This window comes from Bacillus sp. HSf4 (genome assembly GCF_029537375.1).
GTDB lineage: Bacteria > Bacillota > Bacilli > Bacillales > Bacillaceae > Bacillus > Bacillus sonorensis_A.
In genome coordinates this window covers 1,022,386-1,039,002 of record NZ_CP120679.1, presented here as the reverse complement: position 1 = coordinate 1,039,002, position 16,617 = coordinate 1,022,386, and the positions used below count along the sequence as shown (strand labels likewise).

At 46.5% G+C, this 16,617-nt stretch carries 13 protein-coding genes; 2 read left to right on the top strand and 11 right to left on the bottom strand.

Annotated elements, in window-relative coordinates:
- Positions 1–132: 132 nt before the first annotated feature.
- From P3X63_RS05235 to P3X63_RS05205, 7 genes are all read right to left on the bottom strand, one after another.
- Positions 133–1,044, bottom strand: coding sequence for an AEC family transporter (locus P3X63_RS05235; protein WP_277692554.1), 912 nt, complete (start codon positions 1,042–1,044; stop codon positions 133–135).
- Between the two features lie 120 nt (positions 1,045–1,164).
- A complete protein-coding gene (abc-f, locus tag P3X63_RS05230) occupies positions 1,165–2,802 on the bottom strand; it encodes a ribosomal protection-like ABC-F family protein (RefSeq protein WP_077737139.1) in 1,638 nt (545 codons plus the stop codon).
- 82 nt (positions 2,803–2,884) lie between these two features.
- Positions 2,885–3,046, bottom strand: a complete 162-nt coding sequence (locus tag P3X63_RS05225) for a hypothetical protein (protein WP_179115750.1) — start codon at positions 3,044–3,046, stop codon at positions 2,885–2,887.
- A gap of 88 nt (positions 3,047–3,134) precedes the next feature.
- The gene (locus tag P3X63_RS05220; RefSeq protein WP_026586181.1) at positions 3,135–4,673 is read right to left on the bottom strand and encodes a bifunctional GNAT family N-acetyltransferase/carbon-nitrogen hydrolase family protein; all 1,539 of its coding nucleotides are present in this window, start codon (positions 4,671–4,673) and stop codon (positions 3,135–3,137) included.
- Between the two features lie 24 nt (positions 4,674–4,697).
- Positions 4,698–5,360, bottom strand: coding sequence for an HAD family hydrolase (locus P3X63_RS05215; protein WP_277692553.1), 663 nt, complete (start codon positions 5,358–5,360; stop codon positions 4,698–4,700).
- A 138-nt stretch (positions 5,361–5,498) separates the two neighbouring features.
- Positions 5,499–5,903, bottom strand: a complete 405-nt coding sequence (locus P3X63_RS05210; protein WP_372709771.1) for a CBS domain-containing protein — start codon at positions 5,901–5,903, stop codon at positions 5,499–5,501.
- A gap of 157 nt (positions 5,904–6,060) precedes the next feature.
- Entirely contained in the window at positions 6,061–6,444 is a 384-nt protein-coding gene (locus tag P3X63_RS05205) for a DUF5365 family protein (RefSeq protein WP_051290400.1), read from the bottom strand.
- A gap of 107 nt (positions 6,445–6,551) precedes the next feature.
- Between P3X63_RS05205 and P3X63_RS05200 the strand changes: the two genes are divergently transcribed.
- Positions 6,552–7,463, top strand: coding sequence for an RluA family pseudouridine synthase (locus tag P3X63_RS05200; protein WP_077737141.1), 912 nt, complete (start codon positions 6,552–6,554; stop codon positions 7,461–7,463).
- A gap of 12 nt (positions 7,464–7,475) precedes the next feature.
- Here P3X63_RS05200 and P3X63_RS05195 read toward each other — a convergent pair whose 3' ends face one another.
- From P3X63_RS05195 to P3X63_RS05185, 3 genes are all read right to left on the bottom strand, one after another.
- Positions 7,476–8,072 (bottom strand): class D sortase, encoded by a 597-nt coding sequence (locus tag P3X63_RS05195; protein WP_077737142.1) that lies wholly within the window; start codon positions 8,070–8,072, stop codon positions 7,476–7,478.
- Entirely contained in the window at positions 8,069–11,602 is a 3,534-nt protein-coding gene (locus tag P3X63_RS05190; protein ID WP_277692552.1) for a 5'-nucleotidase C-terminal domain-containing protein, read from the bottom strand. Before P3X63_RS05190 ends, P3X63_RS05195 begins: the two co-directional genes overlap by 4 nt.
- Before the next feature lie 113 nt (positions 11,603–11,715).
- A complete protein-coding gene (locus P3X63_RS05185) occupies positions 11,716–13,731 on the bottom strand; it encodes an ATP-binding protein (protein WP_277692551.1) in 2,016 nt (671 codons plus the stop codon).
- Between the two features lie 632 nt (positions 13,732–14,363).
- Between P3X63_RS05185 and P3X63_RS05180 the strand changes: the two genes are divergently transcribed.
- Positions 14,364–15,023, top strand: coding sequence for a spore coat protein (locus tag P3X63_RS05180; RefSeq protein WP_077737144.1), 660 nt, complete (start codon positions 14,364–14,366; stop codon positions 15,021–15,023).
- A gap of 1,004 nt (positions 15,024–16,027) precedes the next feature.
- Here the strand turns inward: P3X63_RS05180 and P3X63_RS05175 are convergent.
- A complete protein-coding gene (locus P3X63_RS05175; RefSeq protein WP_026586160.1) occupies positions 16,028–16,609 on the bottom strand; it encodes a YhcN/YlaJ family sporulation lipoprotein in 582 nt (193 codons plus the stop codon).
- Between the last annotated feature and the right edge of the window lie 8 nt (positions 16,610–16,617).

The window sequence follows — 16,617 nt, the reverse complement described above, 5'->3', positions numbered from 1 at the left end:
CCGCTTTTTTTGACCGCCTGTGTGCTGCCGGTGATGAAGTTTCCCCATCATTTCTTAAACTATTTCTCCGGAAGAGATGCCGTTCCTTCTTTTCTTCTCACCACGCAAAAAGGCCGCCCAGGTCAGTTTAGGTCAGCCCCACAAAGACAGCATCCACAGTACGATCGGCAGGGTGGCGATGCTGAGCATCGTACTGATGAAGGTTGAGCTTGAGACAATTTCCGGCTTTGTTTGAAACTGTACGGCCATCAACGTCGTATTGGCCGCTGTCGGCATAGCCGCGGCCAGGATCATGATTTTTTTGACAAGGTCATCGACAGGCAGAATCATGGTAAACCCCCATGCAATCAGCGGAGACACGAACAGTTTCAGCAGGAGCGAGTAAGAGACCTTCCGATATTCGATTTGTTTAAAGGAGATGACGGCAAGCTGCATGCCTAGAATAATCATGATTGTCGGTATCGCAGCGTCGCCTACTAATTTAATTGCCGTCATTAACTGTTCGGGAATCGAAATATGAGTCAGCTGAAAACACATGCCAAGCAAAGCACCGTATGCGACGGGCATCCGGGTGACTCTGGCCATGACCGTTTTAAATCCGCCCGCTTCAGGACTTCCTTTCGCCGCGTAATAGACGCCGATCGTGCTCATGACGAGCTGCTGAAGGACCATCAGCACAACTGCGATATCGAGCCCTGCCGCCCCATAAACAAGCAATACGACCGGAGTCCCGTAGTTTCCGTTGTTCATGAACGCCGACGACAGCACAAGCGCGCACCGCTCTTGATTGGAATACCTATGAAAATATGAAATGACATAAACAAAAAGAATCAAAATGATACAAAGACCGAGACAAAAGACAGACATATAGACGTAATCCATTGTCAATTTGTTTTCATAAAAGGTATCAAACGCCAAAAAAGGAGACATTAAATAAAGCGACATTTTAGATAAGTTTTGGATGTCAAAATCAAGCAGTTTCTGACCGGTAAACCCGATCGCAAAAATTCCGAATACAGGCAATAAAACAAGCAAAAACTCCATGATGCACCTTCTTTTTATGTATAAACCGATTCAGCATTAATTTCAATCATATAGAAAATTCCGTTTATTTTCAATGGGCATCAAAAAGACAGAGCCGGCTGACTCTGTCTTTTTTTCTATTTAATCGCCGTACAGCCGCTTTTTCTTTTCTCTTGCAAACGTATAGTGTCCTTCATATCGAGTCAAACGCCCGTCTTCCAGCCAATACGTCACATTGAAAATCCGGTCGAGAAAATACCTGTCATGGGAAACAGCAATAATGGTTCCCTGAAATTGGCTTAGCGCTTCTTCGAGCACTTCCTTTGACTCGATGTCCAGATGATTTGTCGGCTCATCGAGAATCAGGACGTTGTGATGCTGGTGAACGAGCTGTGCGAGGCGAAGCCTCATCCGCTCTCCCCCGCTTAACTCTTTCACTTTTTGAAAAACGGCGTTTCCATAGAATAAAAACTTGGCGAGCATCATGCGGGCTTCGCCTTCTGCCAGCCTGACTTTTTCCCTGAATTCGTCCAAAACCGTCAGCTCTTCATTCATTTCAGCGACATGCTGGCTCAGATGTGCAGCCGACAGCCGGCTTCCAAGCTGCACTTCACCGCTGTCAGGGGCAGCCATTCCGCTGATCAGCTTCAAGAGCGTCGTTTTTCCGCTGCCGTTCTCCCCGACAATGGCGACCCGATCCTGAAAGCGGACGTGCATGTTCACGTCCCGTAAAAGAAGCCGGTCCCCGAATCTTTTGCTGACACCGTCCAGTTTGACGACGTCTTTTCCGCTTCTGTCATTCATATTGAAGGACAGGTCGATTTTTTTTCGCTCGAGCACCGGTTTTTTCACTACCTCGATCCGTTCCAAGGCCTTTTCCATGCTTTTCGCGCGCCGATGGAGACCATCGTTTGGGGGATTGGACCGATTTGCCCAGTCTTTCAGCCGCTTAATCGTTTCCTTCATTTTTTTGATTTTTTTCTGCTGATCCTGATAGTGCCGGAATTCATTCAGGAGGCGCTCCTCCCGTTCAACCGCATAGTTTGAGTAGCCGCCTTGATATACGTGAAACCCGCCTTCATCGATGTCCAAAATCGATGTAACGGCCTCATCCAAAACATACCGGTCATGGGAAACGATGACCGCCGTTCCTTTGTACTGCTTTAAAAATGAGGTGAGCCATTCGATCGCAGTCAAATCCAAATGGTTTGTCGGTTCATCCAGTAAAAGCAAGTCAGGCGCTCTCAGCAAAAGCCGGGCCAGGCCGACCTTCGTCCGTTCGCCCCCGCTCAAGCTCCGCCATTCGGTTTCATAAAGGCGGCTGATGTTCAAACCGGCCGCCACGCGTTCCACTTGCGCGCTGATCTCATATCCGCCTTTTTGCTGAAATTCATCCTGCAATGTTCCATACCGCTCCAAAAGCCGTTCAAGTCTTTTCATATCTTTTTCATCCGCAAGCTCCCGTTCCATCCGGGAAAGCTTCTGCTGTATCTTCCATAACGGAGCAAACGCAGCATAAAGCAGCTCCCTCACTGTTTTATGGGCGTCCATGGAAGGGTGCTGCTCAAGCAGCCCTGTCGTTATTCCCTTTTTCCAGGTCACAAGGCCATCATCAGGCTGCAATCGGCCGCTCATAAGCTTTAACAAAGTTGTTTTCCCTGAGCCGTTTCGGCCGATCAGACCGATCCGTTCGCCTTGTTTAATCTCGCACGATATACCATTGAAAATCGCATGTCCTCCGCTGGTTTGCGTGACATGCTGAATACTGCACACGATCATTGATCTCTTCCTCCATATTCCGTGAAGAGACACCGCAGCATAAAAAAGACGGCAGAGCTTCCCCTGCCGCAAGTCTAATGATTTAAAATCCGATTGTGGGCAGATGTCTCTCACTGGCATTTTTTCCTATTTGAATGTCAAAAAGGGCAGACTGATCCCGTAGTCCGCATTCTTCGGAAAAAATCGCACGACAAATATACAAATAAAGTTGTGTGTCCGTCATGCGCTTGCCAGTTTGATTCATCTTTCCCACCTCCTTTTCGATAATTACAATATATGAAAAATAAACCAGTTCGTCAACTCCAAAAAAACCGGCCAAAAGCGGCCGGCTGTTATTTTTTATAATGAATCCGGTATATATCATGGCGTCTGTCTTTAAGCTGGCGGACCGTTCCGTCCTGGCGCTGCCTTCTGAGAATCTCCAAATCGACGTCGCCGATGACAACCATTTCAATGTTCGGGTTGCACTCTCCGACGATTCCGTCCCTTGCAAATTCAAAGTCTGAAGGCGCGAAAATCGCCGATTGCGCATATTGAATATCCATGTTCTCCGTTTGCGGCAGGTTTCCAACCGTTCCGGAAATAACGGTGTATACCTGGTTTTCCACCGCCCGCGCCTGAGCGCAGTATCTGACGCGCAAATAGCCTTGGCGGTCTTCCGTACAGAAAGGCGTAAAAATAATTTTGGCGCCTTTTTCCGTCGCAATTCGGCCAAGCTCAGGGAACTCAATATCATAGCAGATCTGAATCGCGATTTTTCCGCAGTCCGTGTCAAACACGCGCACTTCGTCTCCCCTGCTGATCCCCCACCATTTCCGTTCATTCGGTGTGATATGGAGCTTATACTGCTTTTCGATCGTCCCGTCTCTTCTGAAGAGATATGCGATATTGTAGATTTTCCCTTCCTCTTCGACAAAATGGGAACCGCCGATAATGTTCACATTGTATTTGACGGCGAGATCTGTGAACAAGCTGATATAGTCCTCCGTATATTCGGTAATCCGCTGCACGGCAAGGCTCGGGGAACGCTCTTCCAGAAACGACATCAGCTGTGTCGTAAAGATTTCCGGATAGACCGCAAAATCGGCTCCGGCGTCTGAAGCGACATCAGCATAGTACTCGACTTGATTGGCAAACTCTTCAAATGAATGAATCTGCTTCATTTCATATTGAATCACACAGATCCGAACTGGAAAGGCCGACTTGTAATAGCGCTTTGTTTGCGGGAGATAGTCGACATTGTTCCACTCCATCAATGTCGCATATTTGCTCGATGCTTTGTCATCCGGAAGATAGTTTGGATTGATCCGCATCATCGTAAATCCGTTCAAGAGCTGAAAGGAAAGGACCGGATCGTAAATCTGATGGTGGATGACCTGTTCGACATATTCCCTCGGCGTCATTTCCGCAGCATATTTATGATAATTCGGGATCCGTCCGCCGATAATGATGCTTTTCAAATTCAGGCGCCTTGCCAAATCTTTCCGGGCTTCATAAAGGCGGTGGCCGATTTTCATTCTTCTGTATTCGGGATGAACCATGACTTCAATACCGTACATGTTCAAGCCTTCAGGGTTGTGATTGGTGATATAGCCGTCATCTGTGATGTCCTGCCAAGTATGTCTGTCGTCATATTCGTCAAAATTGACCAAAAGGCTGGAACAGGAACCGATGACTTCACCTTCAAGCTCCGCACAAAACTGCCCTTCGGGAAAATGCTCGAGATGGCTTTCCAAATGCTCGCGCTTCCATGGGATCATCCCCGGAAAACAAAGCTCTTGAAGTCCGATGATGCTCTCGATGTCTTTTTCTTCAATATTTCGGATCACAATCTTTTTTTCAAAACGGGAAAGATCCAATTTTTCCGACACGCCTCAATTCCTCCTCTGACTGCTTCATGCTTGTTCAGACAGTTTCTCGATCAGCTGTTCCAGCTCCATTTCCGCCATCGATTCAAGGCGATGGTCGAAATGTTCAAACAACAAGGTTTTCGTGACTTGGTTCGGAACGATGACACACTTCATTCCGGCTCGTTTCGCCGCGGTCGATCCATTGACCGAATCTTCAAAAGCGATGCATTCTTCAGGCTTTACGCCGAGACATTCAGCAGTCTGCAAATAAAGCTCCGGATTCGGTTTGACCTCCTCGACATCATCGGCTGTCCGGATGCACTCGAAATCGTCATAAAGTCCGAGCTGTTTTAAATGCTGTGATACCCATTTATAATCTGAGCTTGAGGCAAGGCCGACTTTTAAGCCGAGCTCTTTGGCCGCTGACAAATAAGCTTCGACGCCTGGCCGCGCTTTTTCATTTTCCATTCTTTTGACAAAGCGTTCTTGTCTCATCTTTGTCAGTTCTTCATGGTCAAGCTTTTTCTGGATCTGCTCCTCTAAATAATGAAATGGCTTAAATCCGGCAGCCGTACCGATCACCTTGCCCCAAACCGACATGGGCAGGTCAGAGCCGTGCTCCTGAAAGATTTCTTGCAGCACTTCATAATCATGTGTTTCTGTATCTAAAATCAGACCGTCAAAATCAAAGATCACTGCTTTAATCATCGTGCTTTACCCCAACTCCTTTTGACTGTTTGCACACTCATTGTATCCTTCCTGCACGCCCTTGAAAAGCCCGAAGCCTTCACTTTAGTATGTATAAAGGAAGAAGAGCCTGCTGCTATAAGGCAAGCTCTTCCATCATTATTGTGTTTTTGTCGGAGTGGAAATGTTGGTCAGCGCCTGTCCGGCTGATTCGTTTGACAGTTCGTTTACCGCCAGGTCTCCAAGCGCGACAATGCCGACCAAATGATTGTTTTCCACAACCGGCAGGCGGCGGATCTGGCTCTGAGCCATAAGTTGTGACGCTTCCTGCAGGCTCATGTTCGGATTTCCCGTTACAATGTTTGATGTCATGACCGCTGAAACCGGCGTCTGTCCATCTTGCCCTGCCGCCGTCGTTCTGAGTGTGATATCGCGGTCTGTGATCATTCCCTTTAATACACCTTGATCAACGACAGGGATCGCTCCAACATTGTGGCGGCTCATAAGCTCTGCTGCTTCCTGAACCGACTGATTGGATGAAATCGTAGCTACTTGTCTTGACATGGCATTGCTGATTGTGCTCAAAAGTTTGCCCCCTTTCGATAGATAGTATGTGCAATCAGCCAAATGCTAAAAAGGAAGTTGACACCATACATTGTGTTTTTCGCTTTTTTCCTTTATAGTCATCTCATGAAAAAAGAGCTATCCAAAGGATGAGCTCTTACATCAGGATTTGAATGCCCTGCTTGTCAGTTTCTGTATTCAATATATTAAAGTCGGATGAGCTGAGGGGAAAATACAGACCGCAGTCATTCAGCTTTTTGCAGTTTTTATCGAATAGATCACGGTCTTTGAGCACCCATTGCCTTTTTGATTTCGTGAGCAGTGTGTGAATCAGCTGCAGGCTCGTAATGATCTGAAAAGCATCATCCAGCGTCCCTTTGTAATCATATTCTTTAAAATCAAGTGTTCCCTGCTCTTTCAGGTCTTTCATTTTTTGTTCGCTGAAATACATCGGAAACACTTGATACAGCTCATTTGCAAGCTCCTCAATGAAGATTTCCTGTTCTTCGGTAGCAGCTTTTACAATACGCACATTGATCAGTCCCTTGTTCAAGTCTCTTCAAACAGAATAGCACACAAAAACACGGGGCTGTGAAGGTAAGTGTTTCCTAATGTCTTCAGCGCTTTTTATAGAAAGGAGCAGTAAAAATGAACCAAAAAAACAGCTTGACGTTTCGCGTCGCCAAGCAAGATGACAATGAACATTTATTTACATTTTTAAAACGGGAAACAAAAGCTTCTAAGCCCGTCTTGCAATATTGGGCCGCACAGCAAAAAATAAAGGTCAATCAGAAAGATACGTCTCAAAACATCCGGCTGAAAACCGGCGACAGAATTATGATCGATCTTCATGAACAGGAAGAAAGCGGCATCATCCCCGAATACGGCGAGCTTTCCGTTTTGTTCGAGGATGACCACATGCTCATCGTCAATAAGCCTCCCGGAATCGCAACCCATCCGAACGAAGAGGGACAGACCGGCACGCTCAGCAATCTTGTCGCGTTTTATTTTCAAGCAAGCGGTGACGAACGAAAAATCCGGCACGTTCACCGCCTGGACAAGGATACAAGCGGTGCTGTCGTTTTTGCAAAACACCGCCTCGCCCACGCCCGTTTAGACGAACAGCTGCAAAGAAAAGAATTGGTAAGAACATATCTCGCCATTGCCGAGGGAAGGATTAAAAAGAGGCAAGGGACCATTTCAAGCCCGATCGGCAGAGACAGGTACCATCCGGTCAGAAGAAGAGTCTCCCCGACCGGACAGGCGGCGGTCACTCATTATACCGTCAAAGGATATCACAATGCAGCCAATCTTACATTGTGCGAGCTCCAACTTGAAACGGGCAGAACCCATCAAATCCGCGTCCACCTTTCAAGCCTCGGCCATCCTTTGGCAGGTGATACGATATACGGCGGTTCGCCGGCTCTTTTCAGCAGACAGGCGCTTCACGCCAAGGAAATCAAGGTGACCCATCCGGTCACAAATGAACGATTAACCATTGCTGCACCTCTGCCTGACGACTTAAAACAAGAAGCAAAACGATTGTTTGGAATCATATAGAAATAGCGCTTATCATTGAAGCGGCTTCGCATAAATAATATAGCGCTTGGGCGCATCCCCGATGTAAGAAAACGGGTAGCATGTCGTCAGCAGCAATTCTTCTTTTTCGTGCTGCAGGGTGATAATCGATGTATCTTCTTTGTCAACGATTTTCATGTTTGTAATCCGGTAATCAAAGCTGCCGTACGGAAGCTCAATATTCAGTCTATCGCCTATTTCGAGCTCGCCTGTTCGCCGAAAAACCGTATCCCTGTGTCCCGAAAGGACAATTTGCCCGTTTTGCTTCGGATAGTAGCTGTCCTTATAATGGCCGACTCCTTTTTCCAAATCATCCGGGCTCGTTCCTTCGACAATCGGCAGCTCGGCTTTCAGCCGGGGAATATTTAAAATGCCCACTGCCTCGCCCGTTGCGGTTTGCAAGGAATCCGGCCCCGTCTCCGCTGAAGAGCTTGCATCGGAATCCCTTGGCTTTCCCGCTGCAACCGCTTCTTTTGCTTCTGATAGAGAAATACCTGTCTGTCTGTTCATATCAAATATCTTCCATCCGCCATAGCCGACAATCATCAGGCCGGCAGCGATCAGAAAGAGCGAAAAAAACTTGATTTTCATCGTTTTGCCAATCTCCTTTTCCATCCATAAAGAATCATGCCAATCAAAATGAGCAGGAAACCGTACAGCAATGTGTTGTAAAGGCTTGTTGCCGTTTGCGGCAGTAAATGTTCCTCTCCCGTTTTTTCAAGCGCTGGTCGAAACGGCCCGCCTGTTTTTGATCCGTCACGATCCGTCTTATCAGCATGATCGCGAGCGCTTCCCCCATCCCCCGGAACCGCGGGCTGTCCGCCGCCGGCCGAATCCTCACCGCTTCCCGGCGTTTCTCCGTTATCAGGGTCCGCTCCATTTCCAGGCGTTTCTCCGGGATGTGAGGCGTCTTCGACCATTTTGATCCGCCCTTCTTCTTCATAGGCGATCGGCTCCTTAAAGCTTTTGACAAATGCAACGGTGGCTTCGATATCTTCCGGCCCTGTCACCGGATTTTTTCCCAGCTTGGAAATCGGCAGATATTTGCTTCCGGAAGCAGAGGCCATAAAATCGTTGACCGTCACTGTATAAGTCCGGTCTTTTTCAATCGGCGAGCCATCCTCAAGAAAAATGTCGACCGCTTTGTTCGTTGCAGGATCCCATGTATATGTAAAACCGCTGATGCTGTAGTCCGGACCGAATTGCGGTGAAATCTGTGCATCGATGATGTCATACAAGTCCCGGCCCTTGATTTCAAGCCGAACGAGAACATTTCCGAACGGCTGGATATTGAATAAATCGCCCCATGTAATCGGCCCTTTTTTTAAATCTTGGCGGATGCCGCCGCCATTCATCAAAGCGAAATCGGAGTTCATCGCACGTCTCATCCCGTCGGCGATTAAGTTCCCGAGCGGTGTGTCGCCGTCATTCGAGTATCCGCCGGCCATATCATGCGCCGCTACACCGACTTTTTCACTGATGATCGGCTCAACCATTCGTTCGTATTTTTCTAAAATCTGACCCACGGCGGGATCGGGGCTCAAGCTTTCCTGGCTGACATATTCGATATCGGCCTTCTTTTTGACAATATCTTTTGTCTTCCGATCGATTTCAAGATCGATGACACCGATCGCTTTTCCGTATTCATATGCTTGCACAATTAAAATATCATTGACTTCGCCGTTGACGACTTCATGGTTGTGACCGGCGAAAATGATATCCACCTCAGGATCTGCCTGTTTGGCCAGTTGCGCTGATTCTCCTGTGATGGTTGTACCGCTCTGGGCAGCTGTCATATGGGCGAGCACAGCGATTGAGCGGATACCTTTCGCTTTCAGTTCTGCAGCGGTTTGATTGACCGCCTTTACCTCATCGGTGAATTCAATCGTCTTAATGCCATCCGGCATGACCATATCGGCGGCAGATCTGGTCACAACTCCGATAAAAGCGACCGGAATCCCTTCCACTTCAGCAATCTCATACGGGGGCAAAAAATTCTCTCCGCTGCCTTTCATTTTACAGTTGGCACAGACAAGCGGAAAATCCTGGCCGTCATAGCCTTTCGTCCCTTTGCCCTCAGGATGTTCACCGCCGTTTAACATCCGCAAAAGCTCATTCGTCCCTTCATCAAATTCATGATTTCCGACAGTCCCTATATCAAAGCCGATTTCCTCCATGATCTCAACGGTCGGCTCATCCTGAAGCAGGGAAGACACCGGAGAGCTTCCGCCGATCATATCTCCCGCATGAACGAGCAGCGTGTTTTTCTTTTCCGCTTTTTTTTGTTTAAGAAGAGCAGCCGTATAATCCATTCGCCCAAAGGTTCCGTCAAGGAGGCCGTCGCCATTGATATCGAGCTGATACTGCTGGTCGATTTTGCCGTGTAGATCATTCATGCTTAACAGGCGCAGGGAAAGGTTTCCGCTTTGCTCTTTTGTCCGATAGCCGGCCGCTTCAGCTTCCTCTGAAGAAGCAAAGAAAATTCGTCTCTCCACAGGAACGTCGCGCCATTTGTCAGGTGTGACGAATGTTTTCTCTGCGGAGTCTCCGACATACCTCGTCAGCCCTTTTCCCTGCTCTCTTGCACGGAATTCAAACGGTAATTCTAAAAGGGGATCATCAAGGTTCCATATGCCGAGGTGCTCCGCTTTTGCCTGCTTGACAGCGCTTTGAAACAATTCGTAATCTTTTTCATTGCCGATTGGCCAAATAAAATAGGTCGAAGCCAGCCCTTTTTTGACCATTTCTAAATTCGTGTTTAATCCGTCGGCTGTGATGACTTGGGCAAGCAGCCGACCGTAGTCGTCTTTCGCTTCTTTGCCTACTTTAATCGTCACTTTGTCACCCGGTGACAAAAGCGACTTCAAATATTCTTTTGCCACGGTTCCGTGTCTCAGCTGATTTTCATCCAAGTCGTTTTTCGGCGTATGATATGTTTCAGGGGTGTCTATATTGACATAGCGGACCTTTGTCGACCCCAATACCGGCTCTTTTAAATGGATGGTATCACCGTCGATCACGCGGTCCACAACGCTTTCATATTCCCCTTCAGAGACGGGAGGAGGATGGCCGGCATCGTCAAGCCTTTTGATGTCTTCCGGTTTTCTCGGCAAGAGCTGCAGCGTATCATAACGGCTTAAAATGCCGATTATGTCATACCATTGCCCTTGTTCGAGTTGTTTGACCGCATTTGTTTCTTCCATCACCCGCAGTGTGAGCGGATGATAGTGTTCATCAATCATCGTCATGTTGTAGCCGCCGCCGGCAGGCGTTTCAGGTTTTGACTCTATATATCCTTTCAGTTTGACGAGGCGCCCTTCGTTTTCATCTGCTTTTGCATCATTCTGCAATTCTTCAATCGTCAGCTGAATAGGCTCGGGAAGCGCCGCTCCTTCACCTGTTACCACGAGGCCTGACGGTTCGGGAATGATCTCCGTCAAGCCTCGATAGGCTGTGATTTTCCCCGTAACCGAGACGATCATCCCTTCTTTCAGTTCGGGAAAATCGCTTTGTGATGCGGAAAAAATATTGATTCCAGCTGTTTCATCCTGGATGAAGGTTGACAGCTTTCCGCCGCCGATCGCAGCCTGATCAGCGGTGACGACCCCGCTGATTGTAACGGTTTCATTCATTCGCTTGCGGGCGTCCGCTATCGTTTTTACAACGGGCTGGGTTGGAGGCTGGTCAACATCTGCAAGCTGAATGGATTGAACGGACTTTAAACCCGGGGAGTTAAAGTATGAAGAAAGTTCACCTTCTATCGTTAGTTTTTTTCCAAGGAGATTTGGATTGGTTTTCAGCCCGAATTGGTTTCTGAAAGATGCGGGAATTTGCACGGGGAGTATATTGGCCGGCGATGTTTCTTCTTTTCGGTCGGCGATCGCCAAATTGTAATCATTCGCAAAATTCCCTGTGAAATTGTATTTTCCTTTAGAGACCGTGTGGCCGACGACATAGCCTTCAACACGTGCATGCCCTTCATTATGTTTGATGGCATCTTCAACCGATATCGGTGCCTCCGCCCCATGAGCTGTGCCGGCAAATGGGGCCAAAAAAGACGAAACCAGAAAAATCGCAATGACAACACAGGATATCAAAGGGACTTTCAGAAAATGAACCATTAATTCGCCTCCTTATTTTGCTTTTCATCAAATGTATCTAATATTTATAAAGCTGACATCAAGTTTTTGTAAAAATTTCAAAAAAGAATGAGAATCGAGGTGGCCTCAGGTTCTCATTCTTTAATCGGAAGCTTCAATTTCACTTTTGTCCCTTTGCCTTCTTCACTTTCAAAACGGATGCTTCCTCCGTGATTTTCAATGATTTTAAAGGTGACCATTAGACCGAGTCCCGTTCCTTTTTCTTTCGTCGTGTAAAATGGCTCTCCCAGCTTTTCGAGAACTTCTTTGGAAATCCCCTTGCCCTGATCTTCAAAAATGATGAATACGCTGTCTTTCTCCCGGTAGGAACGAATGGAAATGACACCTTGGACATCTTCCATTGCTTCGATCGCATTCTTTAAGATGTTTAGAAATACTTGTTTCAGTTCGTTTGTGACCGCGAGAATCTCAGGAAGATCACCGCTCAGTTCCTTCTCGATCCGCACGCTGTTCAAGACCGCCTGGGACTCTAAAATCATGCAGACATCTTCGACGATCGTATTGACCTGCACCGGATCATATGTAGCAGATTTCGTTTTCGCCAAGACGAGAAACTCGTTGATGATCGATTCAAGTCTGATAAATTCGGACATCATGACTTCCGCATAATCTTTTTGATATTTTTTGCTCTGGATCATCAGCTGGAGAAACCCTTTCAGGGATGTAAGCGGATTGCGGATTTCATGGGCTATCCCTGCTGCCAGCTGTCCCACGGCTGAAAGCATCTCCGATTTCATCAGCATTTTTTCAGACTGCTTCTGATTTGTGATATCCTCCGAAATCACCATCACTTGCTGAACGTCGCCCTCGTGGTCTTCAACAGGAACGAGCGAGACTTGCTCCCACCTGTCTTTTCCGTTATTATCACGGCAGTGCAGTTCACCTGACCATGGATTTTTTTCTAAAACCTGCTCCCAGCAGCCGGCCAGATCGGAGCAATCAAAATGTTCATGATACAGGTTAAACACATTTTTGCCGCTGATTTCTGCCTGCTCTTTTCCGATCAGCTGACAGAACCGTTTATTTGCATATTGCACAGTTCCCTCAACAGAAGCCATTAATATGTTCGCAGGACTTTGGTCGATCGCCTGTGAGCTGATATGGAGAGCCTCGTTCGTCATTTTCAGCTCCGTGATATTGGCAAATGTAATGACAACCCCCTCCACTCTGTTTACCGCCTTACGATAAGGTATGATTTTGACAGCATACCATTCGCCGGCAGATGTGTTCCATTCTTTTTGAATCGTCCTGTTTTCTTCAAGCGCCGCCTTCACACCTTCTGCATATGCTTCGTATTTGAGCCGGTTTCCCAAAACTTTCGCGGAACTCCCGATATCCCGCTTGTCCAGCTCAAACATATGAGCCGCTTTCGGAGTGAACAATTTCAATTGAAGGTGCTGATCGAGAAAAACCGCGGCCGTATCTGTATGGATCAGCAGATTGTCCATCTCTTTTTTGATGGTGTTCAGCTCGCGGATTTTATTTTCATACGCCTTGTTGACCTTCATTAATTTCCTGTTTTTATTTTGTAAGTTCTGATTTGCGGCTATCAATGCCTCATTGGACGCTTCAAGCTCTTTTATCGTTCGCTGAAGCTGCTGATCGCATTCTGATGTTTGTCCGCTGTCTCCTGCGCGTCTCTCCTCGTGTGCTTTTTCGATTAAAAGTACGTACAGCTTGTGGTATTGACGAAAGTAACTTTTTAATGTCAGATGAACAAAGGAAAGCTTTCCGCTTAAATAAATCGGAACGTTTTTGAGTGCCGTCTCCCTCTTTTCTTTTTTCACCCGCTTCAAAGCCGCATTGATCTGCTGTGCCAAACTGGCGGGAAACGCTTGGTCGATGCTTCCTTTTGGACATGTTAAATATGTTTGCGCGCGATTTGAAGATGCTACAATTTCTCCCCTGTCGTTTAGAATCGTACAAGGACATGCATACTGGTCGATTAGTGACAGGTAAATATCATCCATTCTGTAGAAATCACTCAGTTCGTTGATTTTTTTATATGCTTCCAATTGCACCTTTGGATACAAAGCTTCATCATCACTTAAGCCTGACATTTTTCCAACCGTCTCGCTTGAGCCCAGCATAAACATCCTCCTTTTCTAAGTGCAAAATAAAAAAGGGAAATCCTTTTTTTGCATTTTCATGGTGATAATAAAAACCTTGGCAGCTGAAATCATTTACGGAGGGAGAATCCTTTACAGAACACGCAGGGGCAATAAAAGAGCCTTTTTGGAATGAAGTTTCCCAGCAAAACAATCGTTAAAAAAGCCGGACGCTGTTTCCTTTTGGTCCAAGTTCCGTCCCTTTCTTTAAAGACCTTGAGCTACAGCTTTTTCCGCCATACATCCGGCAGCCGTTTTCGACTTTCAATACGACATTGTTTTTTCGGGCTGTGCCGTGATTTGCTTTAACAAGCAGCGTCTTACTCATACAAGTGATTCCAAAACCGGCCTGAAGTCGGGCAAGAACTTAAGTTTTATGCCAAGTGAATTTGATTACCGCCACATCAACCTTTGAATGACTCATGTTCCCGGATTTTTAATCGCCAGCAATGTCTTATGGAAAAGACCCTATAATATTTTCTTCTGACATATCCTATTCGACGGTTAGAATAAAATCCCTTTAAATCCAATTTGTCGAATATGCTTTTTTGAATAAAAACATTGTCAAAAACAAAAGATAACGTTTGAACTAAGTTTAAGGAGGATACCAAAGAATGGAACAACCAAACCAACAGCAGCAAATGCAAATCAATCAGGGCAATGAAGGAATGCAGCACATGAATCACGGAGGCCACGAGGTTTTTGATATGCACGAAGTGCTGTCAGGAATGATCGGTACTCTGGAGCAGTACATGATGTTCAGACAGCAAGTGAAGGATCCCGAGCTGCTCGATATTTTAGATAGACAGCATCAATTTATTACGTCGCAGTACAATCTGACAGTAGAGTGCTTCCGGACGGGGCAAAAACCGAGCCAGGAAACGGCGACTTATATGATGAAGCAGGATCGCCAGTTTGTTTACGGCTTGAAGAACACCCAGCCTAAAACGCCGAAGCAGTCTCCTCAACAAATCGATGACGCCTGCATCAGCAGCTTTATGCTCAGCTTAATGAAGACATGTTGTTCCTCTCTTGCCATGGCAGCTCCCGAGGTGACGAACCCTGTCTGCAGAAGGGTGCTTGCGGACCAAATTCCTCACTATATCGAGATGGCTTATGAAATCTTTCTTTACCAAAACAAACACGGCTATTACCAGGTGCCTCAACTTGCTTCTCAGGATATGCAAAAAATGCTTTCGGCTTACGCGCCTGCTCAAGGTCAGATGCAGATGCCTCCAAACAACGGCCAAACGCAGCAGAGACCGATTCATTAATCACAAAAACGGCATTGATATAATGATTCAATGCCGTTTTTCCGTATTTTTGTGTAAAGTCGTTTTCGAACTCGCTTAACTCCTGATCCACAGCAGCCTTAAACCCGCTTTCAAAATTGTTTCGCTCCGCTGTTTTCTCCATGATTTTGAGAATGATTCCCTCCCCTTTTCGGGCCACAAGTTCTTCAATAATATAAAAGCTCTGCAAATAAATATCCGTCTCATCATCATCGCGCGCTTGTTGCCACTGCCGATCCGACTTTAATTTTCTAAAAGGAACGACTGTCGCCAGGTTCCGGGCATAAGCCTCATCATAGGCAGCGGCCCATTCTGCGACCCCTTCGTGGAACCAGAGGGGAAATTGTTTAGGGCTTGCGTTCAGTTCCCGAAGCTTTTCGTGGAATGTAAAATGGGTATATTCGTGAATCAGCACCCGCTTATAAAGAAAGACGGCGAACCCCTTTCCATTCAAAAGCTGCTTTTTTTCCTCCGGGAGCAGCCCGATCATCCGCAAGTTTTCTGAATAAAACCCGGTAATATCCTTTAACTGTGAAAATGACTCCATTTCTTCTCTGCTAGAAAAAAAGATCAGGTCCACTTTGTCTGAACGGAGGTTGCCAAAAAGTGTTCTGCTCACGGCTTCTGCATCATCAAGCGTCTCTTTTGTAAGATGCAAAATCGATTTTTCCGCCTCTGAATGATAAATGCTGACATTTCTATGGACGGTCATCTGCAACGATGCTTTCAGTTTTTCTTTCTCTTCAGAAACAAGCGCTCCCTTCTGGAAGCCTTGATTTGAGATGATAAACATGATGAATAACAGAGCGGATAGAGCCCCCGCTGCGATGAAAACAAAGGCTGCTTTCAACTCTCCCGTCACCGTTTCTCCCTCCATCCGCAAAAAAGGTTCTCTTTATAACACTATGCCGTGATGGATGAAAAGTAACCCGGGATGAAAACAGCCGACAAAAAAAGCCGCACATTAACGTTGCGGCCTTTCGTTTTTATCTTTGCTGAGGAAAAATTCTGTTGATCGTCTCGCCAAACTCGTCAAAAATGCCTTCAATCGGTTCACCGTTGTTGATCCTGTCTCCATAATTTCTCATGCGGTCAACAAAATCCGGATTGGCTGAAACAAATACATTGTCGATGCTTTTGTCTGTTTCTTTCACTTTCTTGGAGATTTTCTCCTTCAAATCGCCGGTGACGTCGCCTTTCGGATTGCCTTTCAAGACAACTGCCACATAAGCGTTGTTGTCTGTCACAATCACATTGGCGCTGCTGACTTCTTTCAGTTTTGCTACTTTATCTGCTACATCATCGGCAGATTCCATGTTATTTCCATTATTATTGTTCCGATTGTCCCGGTTGAGATCGCGGTTGTCCGTGACATTCATCCGGTTATTTCGATCATTGACATCATTTACGTTTGTTCCATCATTCAGATTATCTCTGTTGGTCACATTTTGAAGCGCATTATCTTGATTGCGGCGGGCATTTTCGCCTTGGTTCGCCATTCCGCATCCCGCAGCAAACAACAGCGGAAGAAGAAAAGCGATGATTGCGCCCTTTTTCAGGTTGAACATTTTAATTG

Excerpts from the sequence above, each read along its gene's own strand:
- P3X63_RS05235 (WP_277692554.1), bottom strand. The coding sequence starts at position 1,044 with ATGGAGTTTTTGCTTGTTTTATTGCCTGTATTCGGAATTTTTGCGATC.
- abc-f (WP_077737139.1), bottom strand. The coding sequence starts at position 2,802 with ATGATCGTGTGCAGTATTCAGCATGTCACGCAAACCAGCGGAGGACAT.
- P3X63_RS05225 (WP_179115750.1), bottom strand. The coding sequence starts at position 3,046 with ATGAATCAAACTGGCAAGCGCATGACGGACACACAACTTTATTTGTAT.
- P3X63_RS05215 (WP_277692553.1), bottom strand. The coding sequence starts at position 5,360 with ATGATTAAAGCAGTGATCTTTGATTTTGACGGTCTGATTTTAGATACA.
- P3X63_RS05210 (WP_372709771.1), bottom strand. The coding sequence starts at position 5,903 with ATGTCAAGACAAGTAGCTACGATTTCATCCAATCAGTCGGTTCAGGAA.
- P3X63_RS05200 (WP_077737141.1), top strand. The coding sequence starts at position 6,552 with ATGAACCAAAAAAACAGCTTGACGTTTCGCGTCGCCAAGCAAGATGAC.
- P3X63_RS05195 (WP_077737142.1), bottom strand. The coding sequence starts at position 8,072 with ATGAAAATCAAGTTTTTTTCGCTCTTTCTGATCGCTGCCGGCCTGATG.
- P3X63_RS05190 (WP_277692552.1), bottom strand. The coding sequence starts at position 11,602 with ATGGTTCATTTTCTGAAAGTCCCTTTGATATCCTGTGTTGTCATTGCG.
- P3X63_RS05185 (WP_277692551.1), bottom strand. The coding sequence starts at position 13,731 with ATGCTGGGCTCAAGCGAGACGGTTGGAAAAATGTCAGGCTTAAGTGAT.
- P3X63_RS05180 (WP_077737144.1), top strand. The coding sequence starts at position 14,364 with ATGGAACAACCAAACCAACAGCAGCAAATGCAAATCAATCAGGGCAAT.
- P3X63_RS05175 (WP_026586160.1), bottom strand. The coding sequence starts at position 16,609 with ATGTTCAACCTGAAAAAGGGCGCAATCATCGCTTTTCTTCTTCCGCTG.